The organism is Helicobacter zhangjianzhongii (genome assembly GCF_030249855.1).
Classification (GTDB): domain Bacteria; phylum Campylobacterota; class Campylobacteria; order Campylobacterales; family Helicobacteraceae; genus Helicobacter_B; species Helicobacter_B zhangjianzhongii.
Map to the genome: position 1 here is coordinate 293,039 of NZ_JANURN010000001.1, position 25,212 is coordinate 318,250.

27 protein-coding genes are annotated in these 25,212 nt (G+C 45.2%); 6 read left to right on the forward strand and 21 right to left on the reverse strand.

Annotated elements, in window-relative coordinates:
* Positions 1–63: 63 nt before the first annotated feature.
* The 5 genes from NYG90_RS01320 to NYG90_RS01340 form a co-directional block, all read right to left on the reverse strand.
* Entirely contained in the window at positions 64–774 is a 711-nt protein-coding gene (locus NYG90_RS01320) for a Bax inhibitor-1/YccA family protein (RefSeq protein ID WP_115011130.1), read from the reverse strand.
* Positions 775–842: 68 nt separating this feature from the next.
* Entirely contained in the window at positions 843–3,314 is a 2,472-nt protein-coding gene (gene lon, locus NYG90_RS01325; protein WP_285264587.1) for an endopeptidase La, read from the reverse strand.
* Between the two features lie 21 nt (positions 3,315–3,335).
* Positions 3,336–4,004, reverse strand: coding sequence for an outer membrane protein assembly factor BamD (locus tag NYG90_RS01330; RefSeq protein WP_285264588.1), 669 nt, complete (start codon positions 4,002–4,004; stop codon positions 3,336–3,338).
* Between the two features lie 102 nt (positions 4,005–4,106).
* Positions 4,107–4,895: a flagellar basal-body rod protein FlgG gene (gene flgG, locus NYG90_RS01335; RefSeq protein ID WP_023929369.1), complete on the reverse strand. Its 789-nt coding sequence runs from the start codon at positions 4,893–4,895 to the stop codon at positions 4,107–4,109.
* A gap of 125 nt (positions 4,896–5,020) precedes the next feature.
* Positions 5,021–6,025: a glycosyltransferase family 4 protein gene (locus tag NYG90_RS01340; protein WP_115011131.1), complete on the reverse strand. Its 1,005-nt coding sequence runs from the start codon at positions 6,023–6,025 to the stop codon at positions 5,021–5,023.
* A 166-nt stretch (positions 6,026–6,191) separates the two neighbouring features.
* Here NYG90_RS01340 and NYG90_RS01345 point away from each other — a divergent pair, with 166 nt between their 5' ends.
* The 5 genes from NYG90_RS01345 to NYG90_RS01365 are packed head-to-tail and all read left to right on the forward strand — an operon-like array spanning position 6,192 to position 11,370.
* A complete protein-coding gene (locus NYG90_RS01345; RefSeq protein ID WP_147278756.1) occupies positions 6,192–6,410 on the forward strand; it encodes a hypothetical protein in 219 nt (72 codons plus the stop codon).
* 44 nt (positions 6,411–6,454) lie between these two features.
* Positions 6,455–8,440, forward strand: a complete 1,986-nt coding sequence (locus NYG90_RS01350; RefSeq protein WP_115012474.1) for a 6-hydroxymethylpterin diphosphokinase MptE-like protein — start codon at positions 6,455–6,457, stop codon at positions 8,438–8,440.
* A gap of 14 nt (positions 8,441–8,454) precedes the next feature.
* Positions 8,455–8,997: a DUF2393 family protein gene (locus NYG90_RS01355; protein WP_115011135.1), complete on the forward strand. Its 543-nt coding sequence runs from the start codon at positions 8,455–8,457 to the stop codon at positions 8,995–8,997.
* The gene (locus NYG90_RS01360) at positions 8,945–10,804 is read left to right on the forward strand and encodes a chorismate-binding protein (protein WP_285256366.1); all 1,860 of its coding nucleotides are present in this window, start codon (positions 8,945–8,947) and stop codon (positions 10,802–10,804) included. The genes NYG90_RS01355 and NYG90_RS01360 overlap by 53 nt, the downstream gene beginning before the upstream one ends.
* On the forward strand, positions 10,801–11,370 hold the full coding sequence (locus NYG90_RS01365) for an anthranilate synthase component II (RefSeq protein ID WP_285256367.1): 570 nt from the start codon (positions 10,801–10,803) through the stop codon (positions 11,368–11,370). The genes NYG90_RS01360 and NYG90_RS01365 overlap by 4 nt, the downstream gene beginning before the upstream one ends.
* Here NYG90_RS01365 and NYG90_RS01370 read toward each other — a convergent pair.
* The 5 genes from NYG90_RS01370 to NYG90_RS01390 all read right to left on the reverse strand — a co-directional run bounded on the left by NYG90_RS01370 (position 11,354) and on the right by NYG90_RS01390 (position 14,275).
* On the reverse strand, positions 11,354–11,653 hold the full coding sequence (locus NYG90_RS01370) for a hypothetical protein (protein ID WP_285256368.1): 300 nt from the start codon (positions 11,651–11,653) through the stop codon (positions 11,354–11,356). The two genes, NYG90_RS01365 and NYG90_RS01370, sit on opposite strands and share 17 nt — an antisense overlap.
* A gap of 143 nt (positions 11,654–11,796) precedes the next feature.
* On the reverse strand, positions 11,797–12,360 hold the full coding sequence (gene efp, locus NYG90_RS01375; RefSeq protein WP_115011138.1) for an elongation factor P: 564 nt from the start codon (positions 12,358–12,360) through the stop codon (positions 11,797–11,799).
* An 84-nt stretch (positions 12,361–12,444) separates the two neighbouring features.
* A complete protein-coding gene (locus tag NYG90_RS01380) occupies positions 12,445–13,269 on the reverse strand; it encodes a hypothetical protein (protein WP_285256369.1) in 825 nt (274 codons plus the stop codon).
* Positions 13,262–13,966 carry an ion transporter gene (locus NYG90_RS01385; protein WP_285264589.1) on the reverse strand — a complete coding sequence of 235 codons (705 nt, stop codon included), beginning with the start codon at positions 13,964–13,966 and terminating at the stop codon, positions 13,262–13,264. Before NYG90_RS01385 ends, NYG90_RS01380 begins: the two co-directional genes overlap by 8 nt.
* A 12-nt stretch (positions 13,967–13,978) precedes the next feature.
* Entirely contained in the window at positions 13,979–14,275 is a 297-nt protein-coding gene (locus tag NYG90_RS01390) for a hypothetical protein (RefSeq protein ID WP_285256371.1), read from the reverse strand.
* A 128-nt stretch (positions 14,276–14,403) separates the two neighbouring features.
* Here NYG90_RS01390 and NYG90_RS01395 point away from each other — a divergent pair, with 128 nt between their 5' ends.
* Complete coding sequence (locus NYG90_RS01395; RefSeq protein ID WP_285256372.1) at positions 14,404–14,829, forward strand: helix-turn-helix domain-containing protein; 426 nt, start codon at positions 14,404–14,406, stop codon at positions 14,827–14,829.
* A 169-nt stretch (positions 14,830–14,998) separates the two neighbouring features.
* Here NYG90_RS01395 and NYG90_RS01400 read toward each other — a convergent pair whose 3' ends face one another.
* The 11 genes from NYG90_RS01400 to NYG90_RS01450 form a co-directional block, all read right to left on the reverse strand.
* A complete protein-coding gene (locus tag NYG90_RS01400; RefSeq protein ID WP_285256373.1) occupies positions 14,999–16,114 on the reverse strand; it encodes a cytochrome d ubiquinol oxidase subunit II in 1,116 nt (371 codons plus the stop codon).
* A 3-nt stretch (positions 16,115–16,117) separates the two neighbouring features.
* Positions 16,118–17,653, reverse strand: a complete 1,536-nt coding sequence (locus tag NYG90_RS01405; RefSeq protein WP_285256374.1) for a cytochrome ubiquinol oxidase subunit I — start codon at positions 17,651–17,653, stop codon at positions 16,118–16,120.
* Between the two features lie 56 nt (positions 17,654–17,709).
* On the reverse strand, positions 17,710–17,988 hold the full coding sequence (locus NYG90_RS01410) for a DUF4492 domain-containing protein (RefSeq protein ID WP_285264590.1): 279 nt from the start codon (positions 17,986–17,988) through the stop codon (positions 17,710–17,712).
* A 48-nt stretch (positions 17,989–18,036) separates the two neighbouring features.
* Positions 18,037–19,005 carry a Gfo/Idh/MocA family oxidoreductase gene (locus NYG90_RS01415; RefSeq protein ID WP_285256376.1) on the reverse strand — a complete coding sequence of 323 codons (969 nt, stop codon included), beginning with the start codon at positions 19,003–19,005 and terminating at the stop codon, positions 18,037–18,039.
* The gene (locus NYG90_RS01420; RefSeq protein ID WP_285256377.1) at positions 19,005–19,529 is read right to left on the reverse strand and encodes a PAS domain-containing protein; all 525 of its coding nucleotides are present in this window, start codon (positions 19,527–19,529) and stop codon (positions 19,005–19,007) included. The genes NYG90_RS01415 and NYG90_RS01420 overlap by 1 nt, the downstream gene beginning before the upstream one ends.
* Positions 19,530–19,592: 63 nt before the next feature.
* Positions 19,593–20,573 (reverse strand): A/G-specific adenine glycosylase, encoded by a 981-nt coding sequence (locus NYG90_RS01425; RefSeq protein WP_285256436.1) that lies wholly within the window; start codon positions 20,571–20,573, stop codon positions 19,593–19,595.
* Positions 20,564–21,271, reverse strand: a complete 708-nt coding sequence (locus NYG90_RS01430) for a hypothetical protein (RefSeq protein WP_285256378.1) — start codon at positions 21,269–21,271, stop codon at positions 20,564–20,566. The genes NYG90_RS01425 and NYG90_RS01430 overlap by 10 nt, the downstream gene beginning before the upstream one ends.
* Positions 21,272–21,279: 8 nt before the next feature.
* On the reverse strand, positions 21,280–21,834 hold the full coding sequence (gene folE / locus NYG90_RS01435; RefSeq protein WP_285256379.1) for a GTP cyclohydrolase I FolE: 555 nt from the start codon (positions 21,832–21,834) through the stop codon (positions 21,280–21,282).
* Entirely contained in the window at positions 21,834–22,775 is a 942-nt protein-coding gene (gene htpX, locus NYG90_RS01440) for a zinc metalloprotease HtpX (RefSeq protein WP_285256437.1), read from the reverse strand. The genes folE and htpX overlap by 1 nt, the downstream gene beginning before the upstream one ends.
* Positions 22,776–22,801: 26 nt before the next feature.
* Positions 22,802–24,103, reverse strand: coding sequence for a tRNA pseudouridine(13) synthase TruD (locus NYG90_RS01445; RefSeq protein WP_285264617.1), 1,302 nt, complete (start codon positions 24,101–24,103; stop codon positions 22,802–22,804).
* Positions 24,103–25,173: an alanine racemase gene (locus NYG90_RS01450; RefSeq protein WP_285256380.1), complete on the reverse strand. Its 1,071-nt coding sequence runs from the start codon at positions 25,171–25,173 to the stop codon at positions 24,103–24,105. The genes NYG90_RS01445 and NYG90_RS01450 overlap by 1 nt, the downstream gene beginning before the upstream one ends.
* Positions 25,174–25,212: the final 39 nt, after the last annotated feature.

Below are 25,212 nucleotides of genomic sequence, written 5' to 3' on the forward strand. Positions count from 1 at the left end.
AGCAAGAGAAAAGCAAAAAGCAGGAAATACAAGAATACAGACGAGCCCCCCTCCATACTCCCCTTAATCTCTGTTAGATAAACCGATGAGAGAGAGCAGGCTCATAAAGATATTGTAGAAGTCAAGATACAGGCTAATCGCCGCATCGACAGGGCTAGAGTAAAGCCCGCGGATAATATTTTGCGTATCATACGCCACATACACGCTAAAGAGAATCACCACCGCACTTGAAATTATTACTTGAAACATAGAGCTTCCAAGAAATAGATTCACAAGTGAGCCGATAAATACGACAATCAACGCGACAAAAAGCATTGTCCCCATACTTGCTAAATCTTTGCGTGTCCTAATACCAAAGATACTCATCGCGCCAAAGACAATTGTCGTCATTGCAAATGCCATCACCACAGCTCCGGCTCCCGCTTTTGCCGCTACCATAGCCACAAGTGGAGTAGCCACCAAGCCTGTAAGTGTGGTAAAGATAAAGAGCATTGCGATATTAAGTCCGGGTTTTGAGCGAGAAAACATAAGCCCAAAGAGTGCTGCAATCTCAATGATGAAAAGTATCATACGATTTTCAAACACAAACTGAAGATTGTAAAAGCCAATTACCGCGCCAACAAAAGCGAAAAACAAGCTCGCTCCAAAGAAAATGTAAGTTATCCTTACAAACTTCACAAGCGCATTATCTTGTGCTGCTGCTTTTTCAGCAGAGATATTTACATTGCTTGTATCACTTGCATTGTTTGTATAGTTTCTATCATAAAGTCCCATTAGTATCTCCTTTTGATGAAATGGACTAGGATTATATAGTATTTATCTAAATAATCACGCACGCGTTACTAGCCGCGCTTAAAGACTTCCGCAAACACATCGTGTATGGTTTGCACAGGGATTATTGTGAGATGATCAAGCACTTCCTTTGGGATTTCTTTTAGATCTCGTTCATAGTTTTTTGCCGGGATTAGGGCGCGTTTGATCCCAGCTTTGTGTGCGGCGATAAGCTTTTCTTTGAGTCCGCCAATTTGCAAGACATCGCCTGTGAGTGTTAGCTCACCTGTCATAGCGATCTCACCGCTTATAGGCTTCTCACAGAGGATTGATGCAATCACACACGCCATAGCGATCCCTGCACTTGGACCATCTTTGGGTGTAGCTCCCTCTGGCAAGTGGAGATGGATATTGTATTGATTATACATAGGACCTTTTGCTTTATCTTTAGATTTTATTTTAGATTCTAGCTCACCACTCTCAAGCAGCACCTTTACCACAGAGTGCGCGATTTGCGCGGATTCTTTCATCACATCACCTAGACTTCCTGTAAGTCTAAGCTCGCCTGTGCCTTTTAGCTTTATGGCTTCGATTTTTAGGACATCGCCGCCTACGCTTGTCCAAGCAAGCCCATTGATGATCCCTATACGCGCTTTTTTGTTTGACTGCTCGATCTCAAAGACAACTTTATCTAAGAAGTCTGGGATCTGCTTTGGCGTGAGCTTAATGGGCGTGAAATCTTCATCTTGCAGCACTTTAGTAGCGACTTTTCGCAAAATCGCAGAGATTTGCCGGCGCAAGTTTCGCACGCCTGCTTCGCGCGTGTATCGCTCGATCAGCACACGCACGCTCTCTTTGCTAAATTGGATTTGCTTGTCGGTAAGCCCGTGCTTTTTCAGCTCTTGAGGGATTAGGTATTTATGCGCGATTTGCTCTTTTTCTTGCGGGGTGTAGCTAGAGATAGAGATAAATTCCATTCTATCGCGCAAGGGGGCTGGGATTTGGGCGATGTCATTTGCTGTGGCGATAAAAATCACTTGCGATAAATCAATGCTGAAATTTGTGTAATAATCGCGGAATTCGACATTTTGCTCTGGGTCTAAAATCTCTAGTAGCACGCTTGTAGGATCGCCTCTCACACCACGCGCGATTTTATCGATCTCATCAAGCACGACTACGGGATTCATTTCTTTTGCTTCAATGAGTCCTTGCACAATGCGCCCGGGCATAGCCCCGATATAAGTGCGCCTATGTCCGCGCAGCTCATTGACATCTTCTAGCCCACCTAGCGCGATACGCACAAGCGGGCGGGATATGGCTTTGGCGATGGAGTTTGCAAGGCTTGTTTTCCCCACGCCCGGAGGTCCATAAAAGCACAAAATCGTGCCTTTGGACTTTTGACTCTCTGTGTCGCGGTTTTTTGTCTTTTTGGCATTTGCTTTGGCATTTTTGGCGAGCAATTCACGCACCGCAAAATACTCGATAATGCGCTCTTTGGGCTTGGTTAAAGAGTAGTGATCTAGATCAAGTTGTTTAGCGACATTTTTGATAGATAGCTCGCCTTTAGCATAGCTACCAAAGGGGATTTCTAGCACCCACTCGACATAGTTTTGTAGCAAATTCGCATCAGCACTATCTTGGTGCATTTTAGATAGGCGGTTGATTTGCTTTTTTATCTCTTTGTAGGCATCTTCATTGAGAAATTGCTTTATGGATTCTAGCTTTTTGGCAAATTCATCAAGCTCTTCATCGCGCTGCTTATCGACTCCTAGCTCCTTTTGGATCTGGCGCATTTGCTCTTTTAAGAAATATTCGCGATTGGTTTGCTCAAGCTTATCATGCACGCGCGATTTGATTTCTTTTTGGAGTTTTTGGGCTTGGATTTCTTGCGTTACAAAATCGATCAACATCATCATTCGCTCTTCGATATTATCGCTTGCAAAGAGTTTATACGCTTCTGCTGGTTTTAGGCGCAAGGTCGATGCGACAAGATCGATGACGCGATTTGGGTCATTGGTCTCTTCAAGCGTTTTTAGCATTTCTGGGGGGAAGTGGCTGATATTGGCGTAGTTTTGGACATTTTCTAGGAGAAATTTCATCATCGCTTCAACACGCACTTGGTTGTAGTCTTGATACTCGATAATCTCAACAATAGCTTCAATCACGCTATCGTCTTCCTCGCTAGTTTGTGGCTCTAGAGCGATCACTTTAGTGATAGCCATCCCTTGCAAGAGGATCTTCACGCGCCCATCAGGCAAGGACACTTTGCGTAAAATCTTGCACACCACACCCACATCATAAAATGGCATTGCACTAGAATCCACTTTTTCATCACTATTGGATTCTGGGCTGGATTCTGCCTTTTGGCAGCACACTAGCACAAGGTCATTGCGCTCTAGTGCGACATTTGCTGCTGCGATATTTTTCTGCCCTTGTGTGAAAATAGGGGCAATCGCAAAGGGATAGGTAAAATCCTCCTCTACAATCACAGGAAGAGTAGGGGGGACAGGAAGAGTGGGGGGGAAATGTTGCGGATTTTGCATTCTTGCTCCTTAAAGAGATAATTACCAATTAAACATACGCACATATTCAGGTATGTAAGATGGCTTGGGCTTGGCGTTAGATTCTAGGTCATCATCGATTCTATCAAGGTATTTTTGCACTGCTTCGGGCTTTTTTTGCTTTTTATAGACATTGACAATCCCCCTATTAAGCTCATTTTGCCCTAGCACAAAGCGCACTTGCATTGTCTGCACGAAAGGCACATACCGACTTGTAGGATATTTATCTAAAAAATCATCAAAGGCAGAGAGAGAGTCAGAGAAAAACTCCTGATCTTTACTAGAGTTCTTAATCCCATAGTAGCGACTTTGGAGTTTTAAGTAGGTGATATAATCAGCATTTTTTGCCGTGCCAAAACGCTTCAAATACTCATCAAAATAAAATTCTGCGAGCAAATACTCCTCTTTTCTTATGTGAGCCTGCCCTAAAATCAGCATAGCTTCTGGTAGCAAGGGGGAGTTGATATGCTCACTTTGCAATGACGCATAGAAATTATCCGCGCCTTCTAGATTCCCAAATTTTATTTCTTTGATGATGTTTTGATACCAATATGTCGCTGGTTTATTAAACTCATTTTTGTCTTTTTTATCACAAGCACTAAAGACAACACAAGCGGCAAGCGCACCACACTGCAATACACAAAAACGAAAAAGCCTTTTATCAAATCGCATACATTACCTTAGAGAGTGAGAGTGTGCGCATTATACACTAGATTCAATAACCACCGCTTCGCGCTTAAATAGCTGCTTGGCTAGATTTGCTTAAGCAAGATTCTAGCGTTTGAGAGAATTAACCGTTTGGAGCATTGCATCGGCTGTTTGGATTGTTTTGGAGTTTGCCTCATAGGCTCTTTGTCCGGTGATGAGATCTGTCATCTCCTCTACAAGCTTGACATTACTTAGCTCTAAAAAGCCCTGCCTAAGTGCGCCAAAGCCCTCTGTGCTAGCCACGCCTACAATCGCATCGCCGGAAGCATTGGTGTTTAGAAACAAATTATCCCCCAAAGAGTGCAGCCCTGCTGGGTTTATGAAATTTGCCACTTCGATTTGCCCTATCACATTGCTTACGCCATTATTTGCCTGCACGACACTCACCGTGCCATCTGTGCCGATATTGATTTGTGTGGCATCTTGGGGGATAGTGATTTGGGGCTGGAGAAGATAGCCCTGCGCGGTTACGATATTGCCATTATCATCAAGTTTAAACCCTCCATCTCTTGTATAGGCGATTGTGCCATCAGGCAGCTGGATCTGGAAAAAGCCCTTGCCCTCAATGGCTACATCAAGGTTGTTTTCTGTCTCTTTGGGGCTACCTTGGGAAAACATTTTTTGCACAGCACCCGGGCGCACGCCAAGCCCCACTTCTATACCCGTGGGGGAGAGTGTCGTCTCGCTTGTGGCGGTGCCGGCGTATTGGAGCGTTTGGTAAAAGAGATCATTAAACTCAGCTCTTTGCTTCTTATAGCCGGTGGTATTGACATTGGCGATGTTGTTTGAGGTGGTATCAATCTGTAACTGCTGTCCTAGCATACCTGTGGTGGCGGTATAGAGTGAGCGCATCATTTGCAATCCTTTGGGCGCGAAGTTTAAACACCCAAAGGCTAAAGCAAAAAAAGTTCCTAAATTTGTCACCTAAATTTGCTCTATGTTTTGTGGCAGGAGTATCGGCAGTGATTTGGGGCTTTAGCCTAGCGCACAAGCAAGCGATAAGCAAGAATATAAGCGATGATAAATACTAGGCAAGTAAGCATAAGCGCAGAAGTGTTGGCATAAAAAAATGTCGCTAGGATAATAAAGGGTGCATTGGCACAGATGAGTATAAAAGAGGTTAAAGGATTGTTGCCTAGCTTTTTGAAAAGGAGTGTATGAAAATGCGCAGAATCAGGCTGCATTGCTTCTTTTTTATCAATCACTTTGCGCCTTAGTATTGAAAATAAGACTTCCCAAACTGGATAAATCATCACGCAAAACCCATACCAAGGGCTAACGATAGAAGATGGCTCTTGTGTGAGTAGCACAAGCATCACGGCTAAAAAAAATCCTATGAGATATGCGCCACCATCGCCTAAAAATACCTTGCCCTTGGGAAAATTTAGCACCAAAAATCCCAGAATCGCACTTAGCAAAATCGCGCACCCAATGGCAATGGGAAGCATATCTACCTGCTTTGCTATGATGATAATCGACACACACACACACGCCGCCACGCCGCCACTTAAGCCATTAAAGCCATCGATGATATTCATCGCATTACACACGCCAACAACTGCAAACACCCCAAACGCCACGCCTAGCACATAAACAAACTCAAACCCAAGTCCCAAGTCCCTAAGCCACGCATTTTCCATAGCTACACACGCCACGCTTGCGCCAAAGCATTGGATAAGCAAGCGAAGCTTGGGGCTAAGAGACACCCCCATATCCTCCACAAATCCGCTAGCAAATATCACCAAACACGCCACGATAAAATACACCCACGCACTAGAAAGTAGCCCAAATGAAGCAAACCCTACTAGCACGCCTACTAGCACGCCAAGACCACCAGCACGAGAAGTAGGGCGATAGTGGAATCTCTGTGGTTTGGAAGAGCTACTAGAATCCACAAAAAGCTGATATTTCTTGCTAATGAGTATCACCCCTTGTAGCACTAAAAAAGAGAGAAAAAACACAAGCAAATACAGCAAAATCCACATATCCTAGAGCCTTGAGTAATATAATCACAACACAAAGGCTGGATTCTAGCAAAGCCTTACTATATGCTCCCTTAAAGGCATAGAATCCAAACGCGGATTCTAGTAAATTTAGTTATGAAAAGTCTTATTTTCAATACTAAGAAAAAAACTCGCTGGGAAATCCCCTATGCAGCCAGACTCCAAACACTTCCATATGCTCCTTTTCAAAAAGCTAGGCAACAATCCTTTAACCTCTTTTATACTCATCTGTGCCAATGCACCCTTTATTATCCTAGCGACATTTTTTTATGCTAACACTTCTGCGCTTATGCTTACTTGCTTAGTCTTTATCATCGCCTATATTCTTGCTTATCGCTTGCTTGTGCAAAATAATCCACACAAATAATATGCTACAATTCCCGCTATAACACCCACTTAATAAGGCTCTCTATGCTACTTTCTCTCCTAAAAGCAGATGATACAAAAGCCCTAGAGCAAGAGATTTCCACGCGATTTGTGCGTAATATGGAGTATTTTCACAAAACTTCCCCAGAGCTTTTTGACGCGCTGAAAAATGACCCCACTGACTACAATCTCATCATCAACACACAAGGCATAAATATCCTAAATCTTGCCAGCAATGAGCTTATCTACCCTGTGGAAGATGGCATCTCACAAATGGTAGCAATCAATGAAGCCCTAAGTCTATCGCCTTTGAAAAATGATAAATGGCATATCCACTCAAATGGTGCTTATCTTGACAAAATGGATACGCAAAAGCTCCCTATCACTGCTGAAGTGTGCAATGGCTTCATTGACCTGCTTTTTACGCACAATGGCGTGAAAGAGTATTTTTTAAGCAAGGATTTCTTGCCTAGCACTACGATTTTTGGGCTACTTGGGGGAATGTTTGTAGAGTTTTTGCGTGAAAAGGGAGTGTTTTTCCACTCATTGCTAATCTTTGAAGAAAATCTCGATATGTTTCGCATTAGCTGCTATTTTGTGGATTATCCTAGGCTTTTTGAGAGCGTGAGCGATGGGGCGTGCTATTTGTTTGTCAAAGATTTGGTGAATCGCTTTTTTATCCGCAATTTTTTCGCACGCCAGAAAATCACTAATAACTTCTTGCGCCTAGAGCTTAATCTCTATGAGAGTCCTAAAATGGATTCTGCTATGCAAATTGTCAATGAAGAGCATTTGAGCAATGCGCGTGGATGGGGGAGCTTTGAAGATGAGATGATAGGCATACAAAATACCCTAGAAAATCTCCCAAGCAAGCACAAGCACAACTATTTTCTCCAGAATCCAAAGCGCATTGATATGCCTATTTGTGTGGTGGGCAATGGCGCGAGCTTGGATTCTAGCTTAGAGTTTATCAAAGTAAATCAAGCAAATATGATCATCTTTAGCTGCGGGACAGCACTCGCCCCGCTAAAGCACGCAGGGATTGAGCCAGATTTTCACATAGAAATAGAGCGCATAGACTATCTAGCAGACTACTTGCGCCCAGTCCTTGGCAAAACGCCCTTGCTCTGTGGCAATATGATAAATCCTAGCGCGCTAGGGCTAGCAAATGAGCGGTATGTCTTTATGCGTGGGGGCAGTGCGAGTGGCTATATGTTTAAAAGCCCTTATGTAATGGAGTTTTGCGCACCATTTGTGGGGAATGCAGGCTTTGCCCTTGCGTGCCAGCTAGGGAGTGAGGTGCTGATGTGTGGGCTTGATTGTGGCTATATTTTAGGCTTTGGCAAGCACGCGAAAGACTCTGCCTATGGCAAAGAAGAAGCCTTTAGCCTAGAGAATCTCCCCAAAGGCACTATCCCCGTGCGCCCAAATTTTGACCACGAAAATCAAGCGATGCTAGAATCTATGCCGGAAAATTATGCTGTATATAGTGATTCTATCTTTTTGCTCTCCGCCCAAATGCTCTCTCAAGCCATTAAAACCTACAAGCCAAAGACCATCTTAAATCTCGGTATGGGGGCATATATAGAAGGTGCTCGCCCCACGCACTCAAGCGAATTTGCCTTGAAGAAAAATAAAAAATCCAAATATATTAAACTACTCAAAAGCTACTTTACTAGCGATTTGCACGCTGTCTTTAGCGATTGCCGCAGTGATTTTTATCTCCAAGAGATACAGGACTTCAAGCAGCAGCTTTCTTCTATGCTTGCTTGCGATCTTGTGAGTAAGCAAGAGCTTTTTGTCTGGGTGGATCAGGTCTTTAATCTCTGTGCGAAAAAGAGCGCGAGCAGCCCGTATGTGGGCATTCTCTTTGAAGGCACGATCGCCCATATCTGTCAGAATCTAATGCTTGCTGCCTTGCATCTCCCAAGCAATAATATCCAAGCATTTTTCAGCGATGCGCGTGCGCTTATCGCAAGCGCATTAGATAAAATGCTCTTGCGCTATAAAATGCTTATCTCGCGTTATTAGATATAGGGGCGTGTATGGATATAGCGCATAATTTTCTAGGGCTTAAGACACTCATAGCAAGCGCATCTATGCATATCAAAACGCCAGAGATGGCAGTGTTTGGGCTATTTTTCTTAGTATTTGTGCTGGTATTTTTCTTTTTATTGATTTTTTGGCGGTATCGCTTGGTGTTTATGCTGTGTGTTATGCTTGAGCTGTGTATTGTGTTTATCACGCCTTTTGGTGTGGCATTTGTGATGCGGCATTTTCTCTATCCTATCAAGGTCAGCTACACGCATTTCGCGCCCTTTGTCTATACAAGTGGCTTTAGCTTTGATCTAACTATCCGCAATCTTAGCAAGCTAGAAATGAAAGAATGTATGCTTACTATCACGCCCTTGCGCGAGAATCCTAAGCAAAGCCTGCTTATCACTCTGCAAGATACGCTTCTACCGCTAAATGCCTACACACAAGTGCTAGCCCAGCCTATCAAGCCTAAGCAAAGTGTGCGCTGGAGCGGGATAATTGATAATTATCGCTATGGGGAGCGATATAGCTCGGTGCTTGATTGCCATTAGTATGGAGTCGTGTGTCTTTGGCAAATGGTGCTACTATGATTGTGTCGTGTCTCTCAAAGCCCACAATCAAAAGCAAAGCAAAGAGCTTTTTGCCTATATCGAGTCCCATAAGCACACATTGTTTTTTGTAGGGTTTGTGGAGTATGAGTTTTATCGCTATTTGCGTGATGAAAGCTATGAGAGCGCAAAGCCTTATTGTGTGTTTTATGGCTTTAGGAGTAAAAGAGCCTTTATAAAAGAGGGCATAGCACAAGAGCGTTTTGCTCCAAGTGTGCTGCACCCTCTTGATAAAGCCCGCTATTTGCGCGATTTTGCCGCGGTTAAAGAGGCGATTGCTAGCGGCAGAAGCTATCAGGTCAATCTCACACAAGAGCTAGAGTGCAGCACGAAGCTGGATTCTAGCGCGCTGTTTGACTTGCTTTGTGCTAGGCAGGATACGCCGTATAAAGCCTTTATCCCAAAAGAAAATGGCGCGATCATCTCGCTTTCCCCAGAGCTATTTTTCAGCCTAAAGGGCAGGGAGATCACCACAAAGCCGATGAAAGGCACAATGCCAAAAGGCAAGGGCAATAAGCGCAAGCTCGCTAAAGATTGGAAAAACAAAAGTGAAAATCTAATGATCGTGGATTTGCTGCGAAATGATTTGTCTAAAATCAGCAAGCTACATAGCCTGCACACAAGGCTTTTTGACATAGAGTCCTACCCCACGCTCTATCAAATGACCTCTACTATCACAGCCACGCTAAAAAGGCGCGTGGGCTTGTATGAGATTTTTGAAGCACTCTTTCCTTGCGGCTCGATCACAGGTGCGCCAAAGCACGAGACAATCACGCTTATAGAGAGCCTAGAGCAGCGGGAGAGGGGGATTTACTGCGGGAGTATAGGCGTGGTGCATAAGAAGCACGCGAGCTTTAGTGTGGCGATACGCACCTTGCGGCACAGGGGCGAGCGGTTTTGCTATGGTGTGGGTGGCGGTATCACTTGGGAGTCTCGTGCGCAAGATGAGTGGGAGGAGCTTGGGCTAAAGGCAGAGATTTTGCGAGCTAAAGAGTGCTATTTGTTTGAGACTATGCTGCTACAAGATGATCACATAGTGCTACTACAAGCCCATAAGCAAAGATTGCTAGATTCTGCTAGGAAGCTAGGCTTTGATACAGGGGGTATTGATGAATTTATGCGAGGGTTTAACGCCCTAGAATCCACTTTGAGCCGCGAGTTTTTGGGCATTGATAGAGAGTTGTTTCACAAAGTGGATTCTAGTCAAATGCCAATGGATTGCCACACACTGCAAGCGGTGCTGCCAAAGCCAGCAAAAAGCCTTGCTAGTCAAAAAGTGGATTCTAGCCCCCAATCCAAAAGCGATCCTATCATCTTGCGACTTGTGCTACATAGAGATGGCAGCTTAGAATCCACTTTTGCCCCCTTACACCCCGCCACAAGCGATGTGCTGCTGCTTAGTCCTATCACGCTTCAAAGTGCCAGCGATCACCTCTATCATAAAAGCTCTTTGCGCGAAGTGTATGACTCACACAGCCATTTATGGCGGAAAAATCGCTGCTATGATGTGGCGTTTTGCAATGAAAGGGGCGAGCTGTGCGAGGGAAGTAGGAGCAATATCGTGCTGCAACAAGGAGGGCGATTCTACACGCCGCCCCTGAGTAGCGGACTGCTTGGTGGCGTGTATCGGCAATTTTTGCTCCAAAAGGGTGCGATAGAAGAGCGCGTGCTGTATGCCAGAGATTTGGAGAGCGCGAGCGCGATTTATTGTATCAACTCTGTGCGCGGGGCTAGGCGAGTGCGGCTATGAAGCGCGTGCTAATTATTGATAATTATGATTCTTTCACCTATACAATCGCGCTGTATTTTAGGGAGCTTGGCTATGCGTGCGAAGTGATCCAAAGTGCCAGCGTGGCACACCCTAGTGATTTGCGCTGCCTGCGCTTTTCTCATCTAGTGATTTCACCGGGTCCAAACTCCCCCAAGGAAGCTAGCTTTAGTGTCCAGGCGATACAGTATTATAAAAAACGCACGCCCATTCTAGGGATCTGCCTAGGACATCAGTGTATCGCCTATGCCTTTGGCGGAGAGATTTCTAGGCTAGAGTCCCCCACCCACGCCAAGCTCCACACGCTACACTACACAAAATCGCCTATTTTTAGAAAGCTCAAAAAGCAGCCTAGAATCTGCCTCTATCACTCACTTTTTGTCTCGCAATGCCCCAAATCCTGCAAGGTCATAGCCTATGACAATAGGGGCGTGATTATGGCTATCGCGCATAAAAGGCTGCCTATTTATGGGATACAATTTCACCCAGAGGCTGTGCTAAGTCAATGTGGGAAGCAGATATTGCAAAATTTTATGCGCCTAGCGTGATGGTCTTGCGTTTAAGCGATGTAGTCTTGGGCGAGCAATGCGACCGAAGTAATCCATTGTTTTCTATCCTTGCGAGTCGCTTTAGTGGTGTGGCGATCCAAATTTCAAAAGTGGATTCTAGTAGCAACGCTTTTTCTGTCATTGCGAGACACTGCGCCAGCAGTGGCGTGGCAATCCATAAATTCTGCGCTAGCAGAATAATCATTACTAGAATCCACTTGCAAGGATTATGGATCGCCACGACTTCCTTGCGGAAGTCTCGCGAGTGAGAGAAAAGCGGCATTAAGCCTAGAATCCACTTTTTCTAAAGAAGCTTCGCTTTGTGATTGTTGTGTTTATTGCTTATGGATAGCCGCGCGATGCAAGCACCGCTTGCAAGAGAGCGCAATAACCGCAAGTGAAAAGTGGATTCTAGGGGGATAAAGGCTATTTGACCTTTTCGACATATTCGCCGGTCTCGGTATTTACGCGTATGCATTCACCCTCTAGGATATGGAAAGGGATTTGCACTACCGCGCCTGTCTCTAGTGTGGCAGGCTTTTTGCCAGCAGAGGAAGTATCGCCCTTGAAGTTTGGAGGGGTTTCTATGATCTTTAGCTCGACAATTTGCGCCACACTCACAGAAATCGCCTTGTCATTATGCAGCAGCACCTGCACGCTAGAGCCATCAAGCAGCCACTTTTTGGCATCGCCTACTTGATCCTCGCTTAGAGCGACTTGCTCATACGATTCTGTATCCATAAATTGATAGTATTCGCCATCGTGGTAGAGGTATTGCATAGGCTTTTCTACGATATTTGGCTCCTCGCATTTATCGCCTGCGTGGAAGGTCTTTTCAATCACTTTGCCATCGAGAAATGACTTGATCTTTGCACGCACAAACGCCGCGCCCTTACCGGGCTTGACATGTTGATATTCTACGATCCTATATGGAATCCCTTCAATCTCGATTTTTAAGCCTTTTTTGAGTTCGCTCATACCGATTGCCATTGTGTATCCTTTGCGTATAAAATCTAAGAAGCGCGCATTATAGCAGATTTTGGCTCTAGCCCTTAGATCTTAGCTAGAATCTAGCTATAGCACCACGCCGCATAGAAGCACAAAGGGCAGGTATTCTTTCTCATAGAGATGATAGGTGTTTTCTTTAGGTGTATCAATACTAGGGCGCAAATCAAGGGCGGAGCATAGCACACCTTGTGGGCTTGCACCCATTTGCTTTGCGACATTTTGTATCATCTCTGCCACTTCGTAGGGAATAGAATCTAGCTCGCTCATATCTGGGGCTTGCTCTTTTGCACAATAGACATTGATAGAAAAAAGCGCGAGTTTAAAGCTATCGTAATCCGCGAGTTTTCCTGCTTGTTGCAGCTGCCCTATATCGCGCACTTGTGTAATGGCTTCTTTAATGCGCCCTATGCAGCTGCTGCTAAACTCCCACTTAGCCCTTTTGCCGACATTAAGCCATAAATGTTTAGATTCTATCCATATATCAAACCCATTAGCCCCCTCTGTCGCACACCAAAAGTCAATCGTGCGTCTTTGCTTTTCATTTTGGCTTTCGTCCTCTCGCAAATCTACACCTTTGCAATCCACACCATATTCACTTATCACATAAGGCGTAAGGCAGGAGAGTGCCATAGCGATAGCCGCAGAGTTGCTGCGCTCATTATATGTGATAGGAAAGTCGCCGATTTGCTCAAGCAAGTTAAGATTTATATCAAAAATATGCCGACAAAGCTCATCATAAAAGCTCTTTAGCTTCCTGCCGCCTTTAGCCCCACTTCCTGTATTTGCTCCCACACCTACGCTATCGCTTTTGTAGAGAGAGTCTTCTAGGTAGCATTCATACCACCTTGCATTTTTCTCGCTAAACCGCTTGTGTATATCGTATTCATACATCTTTATTATCCCTTTCTAGTTTTTGAGCTTTTATCTCACTAATGCTATCAACAATCACGCCTATGACCATATTTAGCACGATAAAACTCACAATGATCATATAGCTTATAAAATATATCCACGCATAAGGATATATTCGCATAATAGGTCGTGCTATCGCTCCGCTCCAACTCTCCCCTGTCATCACTTGAAAAAGTGTGAAAAAGCTCTTGCCCAAATCACCAAAATATTCTGGCGCAGCTGTGGCAAAAAGCTGTGTGCCAAGCACCGCATAGATATAATACACAAGCAAGAGCAAAACACCTATGGATACAACACTAGGGATACTCCTTGTGATAACTGCGATGACAAACCGAAGCTGTGGCACAGATGAAGAGAGTCGCGCAGCTCTAAGCACCCTAAACAATCGTAGGATAGCAATATTGCCTATGATTGTCGTCGGCAAGGCAGATAAAACCACTACAAACAAATCAAAAAGATTCCATTTTGAGAGAAAAAACTCTTTGCGTAGCACAAGGATTTTCACGCACATTTCAATGCAAAAAAACAATAAACAGATTCTATCAATAGCGATAAGGATAGAATTGTTTTTCAAAAATGAAAATGTCAATGCTCCCAAAATTATAGAATCTAAAATGATAATGCCTATAATCAGGTTTTGAAATGCTGGGGATTTTATACTACCTTTAAGATTCATTACACAAAACTCCTAACAACTCCTAACAAAACTACCACTAGAAGCTTTATACTCTTTAGCTCTGCCATTAGCATAGGAAATAACTATAGAATCTCCATTGATCTGCGCTGATACCGCGTTTGAGTCTCCTATTGAGCGTTTGAAGCTTCCTGTCTTTGTGTTATATTGTTTCGCTCTCCCATTTTCTATACAAATTGTCCATTCATCATCGCAGCTCGCACTAGAAACATTACTTCCTACACTGCGCCTGAAAGAGCCATTTTCATACAATTTTGCCTTATTACTTTCTACCTTAACGATATAAGCCATTTTGAACTCCTTTTTTTGATTGAGTGATAATTATAGATAATTATCGTTAAGCAATACTTAAATTACTCTTTTTAAATAATTTACTTATTAAAATCAATACCAAATATCCATAATCAATAAGTAAGTAGATGATGAGGTTGAAGTCGATGAAAGTCGTTGATCGCATAAATGAGATTCTAAAAGCAAAAAACCTAAGCAAAAAAGAGCTTGCCAATCGGCTTATAGACTTAGGCTTGCGTGCAAATAAAACGGGTGAGACGCCCACAATCTCTAGCATTTATGCCTATCTTAATGGCAATATCGAGCTAAAGGCAGATATGATTCCATTTATCGCCGATGCGTTGGGTGTGTATGAGCAGGAGCTTTTCTCCCAAAGCTCACCGCACAAAATGCTTCAAAGATTCTGCTTACAAGACCCAAATCTCGCCAAATATAGCCATATTGTAGAACTGCTAGAATACATTAGCCCAAAGTCCCTAGAAACGCTTGAAAAGACATTGCTTAGTCAAAAAGAAAAGACCATGGAGCTTAATAAAATTCTTCAAAATCTATAGCGTATGTCTTATAGTGTGGTAGTAGCTTCAAATAAGCCTAGATCTAGGGATCTAGGTGTTTTTCTCTGTTGTTTAGCTCTGTGATATTTAAGCAAATAAATTTGTAGCACAGAAAGATCACTAGGGGCCACAGCAGTATCAAAAATAGTGTATATAGCATAACAACTCCTTAGTAAGAATGCTCATCTAAATCGCTTGGACTAAACTTCTTGCTATCCATACACCGCCATACATACGCGATATAGCCTAGCACAAAAGGCACAAGCAAGCTCACATAGCCCATAACAGAGAGGGTATAGTAGCTAGAGCTTGCATTGGCTATGGTAAGTGAGCTTTGCAAATCTGTGCTTGATGGGTAGAATGCACTCTCCCCAAGCCCGACATTGAGCAGCACCGCCATAACGGCACACACCGCCCCAGCCCCAAGCGCAAATATGCCCTTTTTATCCACAAGGCTAAGGTAGATTCCAGCTAGCACAAGCACGACCCCCACAAGCAGCAAAATAAGTAAGTAAGGCTTATGCAAAAATGTCAAGCCATACAAATATGCCTGCATACTCACCGCGCCACTCTCATTGACATAGAATCCTTCTTTTAGACAAATCCACACCAAAAAGCCCAAGAAAAATGGCAAAAATAGCGCAGTATTTAGTAATAAGTCCTTTTTCGCTCTTTGGACAATGGCACTAGAATCCAGCGCATTGATAAAGTAGCTATCTGCCAGCATTCTGCTTAGAAACACCAGCGCAAAGCCTAGGAGATAATTAAGCGGATTCCCCAGCTGCTCTAATCCTCTTAGGCTATGCTCCCAGCGCACAAAGCGCATATCATCAAGCACAAAGGCACTCCCGGCAAAAAATGTGCTAACTGCCACACCGATGAGAAATACCCCCAAAAGCCCATTGATCTTCAAAAATGTCTCATAGGTTTTTGTGCCTAGGAGATTGCCCTGCTTTTTGCGATATTCATAGCTTACAGCTTGGATAATAAAGCAGAGCAAAATCGCTAGCCACACCCAATACGCCCCACCAAAGCTCGTGCTATAAAAGAGCGGAAACGCCGCGAAGCACGCCCCGCCAAATAGCACCAAAGTCGTAAATCCAAGCTCCCATTTGCGCCCAAGCACATTGATAAGCAGGGATTTTTCTTCCTCTGTTTTGGCTAGCCTATCCATAAGCCCCTGCCCCCCTTGCACAAAAAACATCAACACCAAAAGCCCGCCAAGCAAGCTTACAATCACCCACCAATACACCTGCAACTGCGCTAAATCAAGTCCAAAAAACATCGCCTACTCCTTCTCGCTTCTTGCGTGTGTGGCAAAGCCCTTTTTAATCTGCTTTGCCATAATCCCAAGCTCCGCGCATAAAAGCAGTGTAAAGAGTCCTAAGAAAATGAAAAATGAAATCTGCACATTTGTATGCGCGAGATTTGTCGCAGCAATATGCACAGGCATTAGATCTTGGATCGCCCACGGCTGCCGCCCCACCTCTGCCACGATCCAGCCCGCTTCTGCGGCGATATAGCCAAATGGCACAGCAATCACACAAAGCCATAGGATCTTGCGGAATTTGTTGATGTTGTTTGCCATACAGAGATATAGCACGATGATAAAGAGCAAGAAAAACAAGCTCCCAAGAGCCACCATAAGATGAAAGCTATAAAAAGTCATAGCAATGGGCGGCACAGCTTGCTCCTTAGACTCCAGATAGCCATAGCCAAAATTTGACATATTTGCCTGCAAGATTTGCTGGGATCTTTCCATTGCCGCGCTATCGCCACGCTTTTTAGCCGCGGTAAAATCACTTAGAGCTTGCACTGCCTTTTTCCCGCTCTCTATCCTAGAATCCATACTTGCAATGCCCTTTTCTTCATTGCCAAAGAGCAGGTCATTGATCCCGGGGATAAAGCCTTGCGTGTCTCTTTGCCCTAGGATTGAGAGCGCATAAGGGATTGTAAAGTCAAACAAAAATGTCGGCTCGCTATCGCCGGGCTTTTTAGCAGGGTTTAAAATCCCAAATGCCACAAGCCCAGCCCTATGCTCGCCATCATAGATTCCCTCCATTGCCGCTAGCTTCATCGGCTGCTTTTGCGTAACTTGATACGCACTCTCATCGCCGCTGAAAAACAAAAATACAGAAGTCAAAAGTCCAAAGCTAGCCCCCACAACTAGACTACGCCTTGCTAAAAGGATATGCCTACCTTGTAGCAAATACCACGCGCTAATCCCCATCACAAAAAGAGCAGAAATCACATAGCCAGAGGCGATTGTATGGAGAAACTTTGAGACTGCCACAGGGGAGAGCGCGATTTCTAGGAAGCTTGTCATTTCATTTCTAGCCGTAGCGGGATTGAACATCGTGCCTATGGGATACTGCATCCAGCCATTAGCTACGAGAATCCAAAAGGCTGAAAGATTGCTGCCAATTGCCACAAGCCAAGTAGAGAGCAGGTGGAAGCGCGGTGAGACCCTATCCCAGCCAAAGAACATCACCGCAAAAAATGTCGCCTCTAAGAAAAACGCCACAATACCTTCAACCGCTAGCGGTGCGCCAAAAATATCGCCTACAAACCAGCTATAATTCGCCCAATTTGTCCCAAACTCAAACTCCATAATAATGCCTGTCGCCACGCCGATAGCAAAATTTATCGCAAAAAGTGTGAGCCAAAACTTCGTGATAGCTTTCCACCGCTCATCTTTGGTCTTTAGATAGATACTCTCCATAATCGCTACGATAAATGATAGCCCCAAGGTCAAAGGCACAAACAAAAAGTGATAAATCGCCGTTAGCCCAAACTGCGCTCTGCTCCAATCAATATGATCCATTACTGCTCCTTTGCTCTAAAGTGGGGTTGAAGTATCTTTGTGGGTAAAAGTGGATTCTAGGGGGCAAGATTATCTAGGACAAAATCTCTCCTCTCATCTGCCCCACCTAGATCGCGGATAGAATCGCCATAGATGAAAAACTTCAGCACGATAAAAATCACAAGAAGCTTTATGATGATGATTTTCCACAATGTCCTGCCAAGCGTCATATTTGCAAAGCCTTGTGCATAAAAACGCATAATGTTTTTCAGCATTGATGTCCTTAGTAGCAAGTGGATTCTAGGCGTGGAAGTGTGGATTGTAGGAGAATGCAGCTTATGCAAAGTTGAAAACACGCCTAAAGCCTAGAATCTACATAAAATCACTAAAAAAAGTAAAATATCTTATAACCTTGCAGTATTTGTGGCAAGGGCTTGTTTGGTTATGGACTCTATGATTGTGATGGCTTGCTGCTGCGCTGCTAGATCAAAGCCCCTGCCTTGCAAGATTTCCTTATAGCTTGCGGTGTGGAGATCCTCAAAGCCACTAGAAAAATCCACACTCAAAGCAGCGCGATCGCACGGAGGGGGGCTTGTCTCCTCTAAAATCCGCAGAGCGCGGCTTGTCTTTGTCCCTAGCTTACCAGAATCCATATCATCTCTGTCGATAGAGAGCAGCCATTTCACTTGCGCGTGGGCAAAGCTTGCCACACCACTTGCGCGTTTATCATCATAGTAAGTAAGAGTATTGCCCATAAAATCCCCAAACACAAACGCCAGCATATCAAACAAATGCACGCCGATATTGCACACAATCCCGCCGCTTTTTTGCATATCACCCTTCCACGATGTGTGATACCACTTCCCCCTAGCACTAATGTAGCGCAAAGACAGAGCATAGCAGTGCGTAGGATTTAGGGCTAGCTCATCGTGGATTTGCTGCTTTAGGGCTAGGATTTGTGGGTGCAATCGTAGCTGCAAGATCCCATAAACACGCGCGAAATGAGCCTGTGTGCTTAAAGTGGATTCTAGGCTTTGCAATGTGGCTAGCTCGCTTGTGCGCAAGACTAGAGGCTTCTCACATATCGCATTTGCCCCAAGCTCTAAGGCTAGGGCAATATGGGAGAAATGCAAGAAATTAGGCGTGCAAATGCTAAGAAAATCTAAGTGATTTGCCTGTGCATAGCGGATAAAATCTGCTTGCTTGGTGAAAAACTCTGCATTAGGGAAGTAGCGATCTAGCACGCCTACGCAGTCGTGCAAATCAAGCGCACACACAAGCTTACCACCATTGTCATAAATCGCGCGTAAATGTCTAGGGGCGACATAGCCGCCCACACCGATAATGCCAAAACGCTTGCTTATCTCTGTCATTATTTGGATTCTTGAAGCTCGCAGATGATGTGGTTGTAGGATTTGTTTTGGGATTTTACAAACTCTTGCAGGGCTTTTAGGCTTTGGTCATAGCCGTTAGATTCTAGGGATCGCAGGTCTTTATAGAGGGCTTCTATCGTTGGGATCACGGCGAGATTTGGCGCACGCCGCACAGAGTAGTAGCCTATGATCTTGCCATTATCATCAAATGATGGCGTGATGTTGGTAAAAACCCAATAATGCTCTTTGTATTTAGTGAGATTTTTCACAAATGCAAAAATCTCGCGCCCATCTTGTATGTAGTCCCATAGTAGCTTGAAAACACAAGCAGGCATATCTTGATGGCGGATAATGTTATGCGGCTTACCGATAAGCTCATTTTCAGCATATCCGCTATAAGTCAAAAAGTCGTGATTGCAGTAGGTGATGATGCCTTTTAGGTCTGTTTTGGAAGTGATTAGCGTATCTGGCTCTACTAGTAGCCCGAAGTGTTCATCTCTTTTGACATTATGTTGTCTAGGCATAAGTAGCACCCCTTACAAATGAAAATTCTAATCATTTTACCCAAGTTTTGCATAAAGGGTTGATTAAAGATAGCGTAATGCCTTTTTGGTGAGATTGGCGATAGGGGGGAGGGCGTTTAGGGGGTAGTAGGTGGCATTTGCTAGCTTGGGGGCTTGATAGACATAGGCGGTGATGGTGTATTTGGTATAGGCGTGGGTGAAAGAGCCTAGTAGATGGTGCGTAGGTAGGGGGCTTTGGTGGCTTTCTTGCTTGGCGAGTAGGGGGAGATTGTAGAGGTCTTTGTAGAGCTTATCTTGTGATTTGCACAAAGCGATAGAATCTCGCTTTTGACTTAGGGCTAGGTGGAGGGTTAGGGGGATTCTAGGCTTTGGCTTAGGTGGGAGCGGTGGCTTAAAGGCACTAGCGCAGTGGCTTGCTATGGGGCATTTGACGCATTGTGGAGATCTTGTGCAAAGCATAGCACCTAGATCAATTAAGGCTTGATGATAGTCAAAAACTTTGTCCGCTTGCGGGAGCAAAGACTCTGCTAGGGCTAGTAGCTGGCTTTGTGTCAAGGGCTTGCCTACAAGCCGCTGCAAAACACGCGCGATATTACTATCAGCAAAGGACGCCTTTTGCCCAAAGCCAAAGCACAAAATCGCCCCAGCTGTATAAGCCCCAATCCCGGGCAACGCCTGCAAAGCACGCAAGCTATCAGGTAGCATAGAGTTATACTGCTTTACACAAAGCTTGGCACAGGCGTGGAGATTCCTAGCGCGTGAGTAGTAGCCAAGCCCCTGCCACAAATGCAGCACTTCTTGCTGGCTAGAATCTGCTAGCGCGGATAGAGTGGGGAAGCGAGCAAGAAAGGGGAAAAAGTAGGATTCTAGCACGCGAGAAACTTGCGTTTGCTGGAGCATTATCTCGCTAATGTAGATGTGATATGCATAGCTCCCATCGCGCGGCAAATTGCGCCAAGGGAGATTAGCTCGCCCATAGGCGTGATACCACGATAATAATGCACTATGCAGAGAATCTAGCTCTAGGATTTTGGCTATTTGCACCCACAAAGTCCCTTGCACTCGCTAGGTCGCGGCTCACTGCTATAATGGCAGATCTTCCAATACGCCATAATGTAAAGCAGCGATGAGACAAATAAAGAGACAAGCATAATAAGAGCTATGGCGCAATACACAAGCACAAGTGGATTTTGCTGCCAAAAATGCTTAAGATTATCGGCGTTGTTTAGGGCTGCTATTGATGATTGCAGCTCAAGCCCAGCCCCTATGCTAAAGGCTATGATCAAGCAAATACCCACAAAAAGCGCGACAAATACCAAGCGCACTCTAAAGCCTAGCACAAAATACCTTACCTCCGTCCTAGCATATAGCTCTAGGGCGATCTTACGCTCTAGGAGCAAAAACACCACGCTAAAAATCGCGCAACTAAGACAGATAATAATCAAGCCAAACATATCATCATTAAAGATTTCTGTGAGCACACTAAGCAAGATGATAAACACAAGCAAGGCAAAAAACCGCGCACAATTAAGCATAAAAAGCGATGAGCGTGTAGCTTTGGAAAACAGATATGCCCCGCTCATATAGCAAAGCAGCGCACACACATAGCCACCAAGTGAGACAAATAGGAGCATATCAAGATCGGATACAGCGATGAAAGCAAGCAGTGCGCAAATAGGCATACCCAGCACGCCCCAGCGCATCAAAATCCTTGCATTTTCAAAAGTGGATTCTAGCTTCATAGTAGTCCTTAGGATAAAAGCTCTAAAAATTCCGCGCGTGTTTTGGGATCGCTTCTAAACAATCCGCGCAAGGCACTTGTTTTGATAAGTGGATTCTGGTTGCTAGCGCGCATACTCATACACAAATGCCGCGCCTCACATACGACCATAACACCCTTTGGCTTAAGGAGGCAGGAGAGCTCATCAGCGATTTGATTGGTGAGATTCTCTTGGATTTGCAATCGCTTGGCAAAGGCTTCTACTAAGCGCACGATCCCGCTAAATCCAGCGAGTGTATCTCTAGGCACATAGCCGATATGGATAGCCCCAAAAAATGGCAAGAGATGATGCTCACACATTGAGTAAAATTCTATATCTTTGACTAGCACCATTTGATCCATACTATCATTGCTAAAAAGTGCTCCTAAAGCGTCTTTGGGGCTTGTGGTATAGCCGCTGTATAAAGTGGATTCTAGCTCTTGGAGGCGTTTGGGGGTGTTGGATAAGCCTGCGCGATTGGGGTCCTCGCCTATACGCGCACAAAATGCGCGGAATGCCTGCTCTACTTGTGTTGTATCGCTCATTATCGTCCTTGCAAAGATTGTATGCGGTTTTCTATGCTTGGGTGGGTGCTAAAGGCTTCGCTAATGCTAAAGATATAGGCGGCTTGGCGCGTTGGGTTGGTGTCAAGCTGGGAAAAGTCATTGCGCTTGTAGCTTGCCTCTATCTTTTGCAATGCGTTTATGAGAGGGGTGGGATTATGCATAAGATAGGCACTGCCTGCATCTGCCATATACTCTCTACTGCGGCTTAGAAACATCTGCAGCCAAAGGGTTAGGATTGGCAGGATAAATTGCAGCACAAGCAAGATGGTGCGAGCTTTATTCGCACCATCACTGCGATTGCCCCCTAGGAAAAGATACACCGCGCTATTGCACAGCAGCAGCAAAATATTGCTCAAAATCCCCACGCACATTGTCAGCCGCACATCGCCGTGCCGTATATGACTTAGCTCGTGGGCTAGCACAGCCTTTAGCTCTTGGTCATCTAGGCTAAGGGCTAGGGCTTTGGTAATGGCTATAAGAGAGTTTGACCCGCTCCAGCCACTTGCAAAGGCATTCATATAGGGTGCTTGGATAAGGTAAAGTCTAGGGGAAGTCGCGCTAGAAGAGCGGCGTAGCACATCATCAAGCGCGTTGCGCACGCGCGCTTGGAGTGGCTCTAGCCGCACACCTTGGGGCAGCTCCTCATACTCATCACCAGAGAGCATAATGGCATCAAAGCGCGAGAGACTATACCAAATGATACATACTGCCACAAGGCTTGTAAGAGCGGTGATAAGGGGGAATTCTCTTAGGCTTAGGAGCAAGTAGAATCCATACTCAAGGCTTGGGGCGTTGATACGCACAATATCGACCAAAAGCCCTATAAGCAAAAAGATAAGCACATAGATCGCTAGCACGGCATAGGTCTTTAGCGCGTTTTTTTGCAAGATTGCTTGAAAATCCATCGCTTTCTCCTTGATTTTTGCGTATTGTAGCGTGTTTTGGTTTATTGTTTGGGGGGATTTGGGGCTAGGGATCGCTTTAGCACCTGCTCTAAAAAGCTTGTGGCATACGCTCCACTTGGCAGGCTGAAGTGTAGCTCGGCTTGGGCGACTTCTGGCTTGTAGTCAAACTCTACATCGCTTGCCCACACCCACGCATATCGCCTAGAGCTAGGAGCGGGGATTGGAGCTAGGAAGCTCTGCTCTAGCTGCCCTGCAAGTGTGCTTGGGGCTTTTAGATTCTGCCCACTTAGCGCGCCTGTGGGGGAGAAGCCCTGCTGGCTAAATCGCTCGCACTCTGCTTGTGTAGCAGAATCTAGGGTAAAAAGCTTGCCATAAGGATAGTGGCAGCATAGATCGCCATCTAAAAGCGTGAAAGCTTGGGGCTGGGCGCATAAGGATTCTAGGGCGACTTTGGGGAGAGATTGTAAAAACCGCGCACAAAGGGTGGCGATACACGCATTTTGCGCACTTTGAAGGGGGGTTTCAAGTGGTGGGGCAAAAGTGGATTCTAGGGGGTTTGGGGCGGTGGCATAGCGGCGTGCGATTTCTTGTAGATCTTTTACATTAAACTCTCTCGCCCACGCGCTTAGCTGGATTCTAGCTTGTAGCCAGCCATTAAACAAAAAGCTTTGATAGCTTGAGATGAAAAACTCCTGCATAGTGCGGCTATATCGCTTGGTGTGAAAAAGTGGATTCTGGGGGTTAGCAAGGCTTGGGTGTAGCTGTGCTAGTAGGGACAGATAGGGGTTTATCTGGGCGTTTTTGCGCTGGCTAAGGGATAGCCCTAGGAGATAATTATCGCCATTTATGCCAAATCGCTGGAAGCCAAAGAAGTTTGGGAAGCCATTTTGGGCGATGTGTGCAAGAGTGGATTCTAGCTTTTTGGCATTGGTGGGATTAAGCTTTTTTAGCCGCACGAAAAAGCGATTCCCCTTTAAATGTCCTAGGCGGAGCTTGTTGCTATGCAGTGTGCTATCAAGCAGCTTTATGTCGTGCTGCTTTGCTAAGGCGTCAAAGATAGCACAGAAATTTTGCGTGCTTTTTGCTGGGAGTGAGAGATATTGCGTAGTGGTGGCGTGCTTGTCCTTTAAGCCAGCATAGCCTATGGATTTTGTGGGGAGGTTAAAGGCTTGGGCGATGATGCTAAGTAGCTCAAAGGTGCTTAGATTTTTTTTCCTTACCCTTAGGATTCTATGCTCGCCACTGCCGCTAAAGGCATAGAGTGGGATCTCTTGCACGACAAAATCCCTGCTACTATGGGCGAAATAGCAAGAAATAGGCGCGTGTGAGTAGGCGAAATACATCACACCACCACGCGCTTTAGCGCAGGGGATAGGTGCGTTAGGATCATATAGGGGATCGTGTGAAACGCCCTAGCCCACGCACTCACATCATCAAATACGCAAATTTCTTCCCTCTGGCTTTGGCAAGAAAAGCAGTCCATAGACATTACAGGCAGGATTTGCTCCCCGCTAGCACAGCATAGACTCTGCTCTGCTCCAACGCGGAATAATCCATCGCCATAGCCCACATCATAGGTGCTAAAGACCCCATCTTTTTCCACGACACTAACTCCACCATAGCCGATCCTATCGCCCTTTTTGAGATGTAAGCTAGAGATTTTTTGTGCATAGAGGCTAGCGATGGGCTTTAGCGCGATATGTAGCGGCAGCTCGCTTGTGTGATACCCATACGCGCCGATACCGATACGCACGACATCGCCTAGATCATCGCTCCTAGCATTATGCAAGCCAAGGCGCAGAGCTCCGCTGGTGCTAAGAGAGTGGAATCTAGGCATAGGGTAGTTGCGCGCTTCACACCATTTGCGCACCTTTTCTCTCACATCGCTAAATGCTTGTATCGCGGTAAAAAAGCTTTCATTATCATTGTCCCCATAGCCATTATGCCCAAGCACCCCAGCAAGCCTGATATGCCGCGAGTTTTCAAGCAGTGATAATGCGCGATCTAGCTCATTGATAGCAATGCCATTTCTGTGCATACCGATATTGACCTTTAGCTCGATATGGCGCATTTGGTGGGCGTTTTTGTGTGCGGTGGCGCAGGATTGTAGGGCTTGAAGCGATGGGATAGAAGCCCAGATATTGCTAGGGGCATTTGGCGGGATCTCGCCATAGAGCGCGGTGATCGTGTCAAAAAGCTGGGCTATGCTGATAGCCTCTTCATAGTTTTTGACAAACACAGATTCTATGCCAAAGGACTTGGCTAGGGGCGCGATTTGCTGCAGCCCGTGTCCATAGGCGTTATCCTTTAGCACGAGAGCGAGTTTGGGGGGGTGTGGAGTGTGAGAGAGTGTATTTTGGATAGCGGTGAGATTGTGGAAAAATGCTTGAGAATCAAGGCGGATATATGCCATAGATAGCCTTTGGGTAGGAAGTGGGGTATTATACACAAA

Coding starts and splice junctions, on each gene's coding strand:
- NYG90_RS01320 (WP_115011130.1), bottom strand. CDS start 774: ATGGGACTTTATGATAGAAACTATACAAACAATGCAAGTGATACAAGC.
- lon (WP_285264587.1), bottom strand. CDS start 3,314: ATGCAAAATCCGCAACATTTCCCCCCCACTCTTCCTGTCCCCCCTACT.
- NYG90_RS01330 (WP_285264588.1), bottom strand. CDS start 4,004: ATGCGATTTGATAAAAGGCTTTTTCGTTTTTGTGTATTGCAGTGTGGT.
- flgG (WP_023929369.1), bottom strand. CDS start 4,895: ATGATGCGCTCACTCTATACCGCCACCACAGGTATGCTAGGACAGCAG.
- NYG90_RS01340 (WP_115011131.1), bottom strand. CDS start 6,025: ATGTGGATTTTGCTGTATTTGCTTGTGTTTTTTCTCTCTTTTTTAGTG.
- NYG90_RS01345 (WP_147278756.1), top strand. CDS start 6,192: ATGCAGCCAGACTCCAAACACTTCCATATGCTCCTTTTCAAAAAGCTA.
- NYG90_RS01350 (WP_115012474.1), top strand. CDS start 6,455: ATGCTACTTTCTCTCCTAAAAGCAGATGATACAAAAGCCCTAGAGCAA.
- NYG90_RS01355 (WP_115011135.1), top strand. CDS start 8,455: ATGGATATAGCGCATAATTTTCTAGGGCTTAAGACACTCATAGCAAGC.
- NYG90_RS01365 (WP_285256367.1), top strand. CDS start 10,801: ATGAAGCGCGTGCTAATTATTGATAATTATGATTCTTTCACCTATACA.
- NYG90_RS01370 (WP_285256368.1), bottom strand. CDS start 11,653: ATGCCGCTTTTCTCTCACTCGCGAGACTTCCGCAAGGAAGTCGTGGCG.
- efp (WP_115011138.1), bottom strand. CDS start 12,360: ATGGCAATCGGTATGAGCGAACTCAAAAAAGGCTTAAAAATCGAGATT.
- NYG90_RS01380 (WP_285256369.1), bottom strand. CDS start 13,269: ATGTATGAATACGATATACACAAGCGGTTTAGCGAGAAAAATGCAAGG.
- NYG90_RS01385 (WP_285264589.1), bottom strand. CDS start 13,966: ATGAATCTTAAAGGTAGTATAAAATCCCCAGCATTTCAAAACCTGATT.
- NYG90_RS01390 (WP_285256371.1), bottom strand. CDS start 14,275: ATGGCTTATATCGTTAAGGTAGAAAGTAATAAGGCAAAATTGTATGAA.
- NYG90_RS01395 (WP_285256372.1), top strand. CDS start 14,404: ATGATGAGGTTGAAGTCGATGAAAGTCGTTGATCGCATAAATGAGATT.
- NYG90_RS01400 (WP_285256373.1), bottom strand. CDS start 16,114: ATGTTTTTTGGACTTGATTTAGCGCAGTTGCAGGTGTATTGGTGGGTG.
- NYG90_RS01405 (WP_285256374.1), bottom strand. CDS start 17,653: ATGGATCATATTGATTGGAGCAGAGCGCAGTTTGGGCTAACGGCGATT.
- NYG90_RS01415 (WP_285256376.1), bottom strand. CDS start 19,005: ATGACAGAGATAAGCAAGCGTTTTGGCATTATCGGTGTGGGCGGCTAT.
- NYG90_RS01420 (WP_285256377.1), bottom strand. CDS start 19,529: ATGCCTAGACAACATAATGTCAAAAGAGATGAACACTTCGGGCTACTA.
- NYG90_RS01430 (WP_285256378.1), bottom strand. CDS start 21,271: ATGAAGCTAGAATCCACTTTTGAAAATGCAAGGATTTTGATGCGCTGG.
- folE (WP_285256379.1), bottom strand. CDS start 21,834: ATGAGCGATACAACACAAGTAGAGCAGGCATTCCGCGCATTTTGTGCG.
- NYG90_RS01445 (WP_285264617.1), bottom strand. CDS start 24,103: ATGTATTTCGCCTACTCACACGCGCCTATTTCTTGCTATTTCGCCCAT.
- NYG90_RS01450 (WP_285256380.1), bottom strand. CDS start 25,173: ATGGCATATATCCGCCTTGATTCTCAAGCATTTTTCCACAATCTCACC.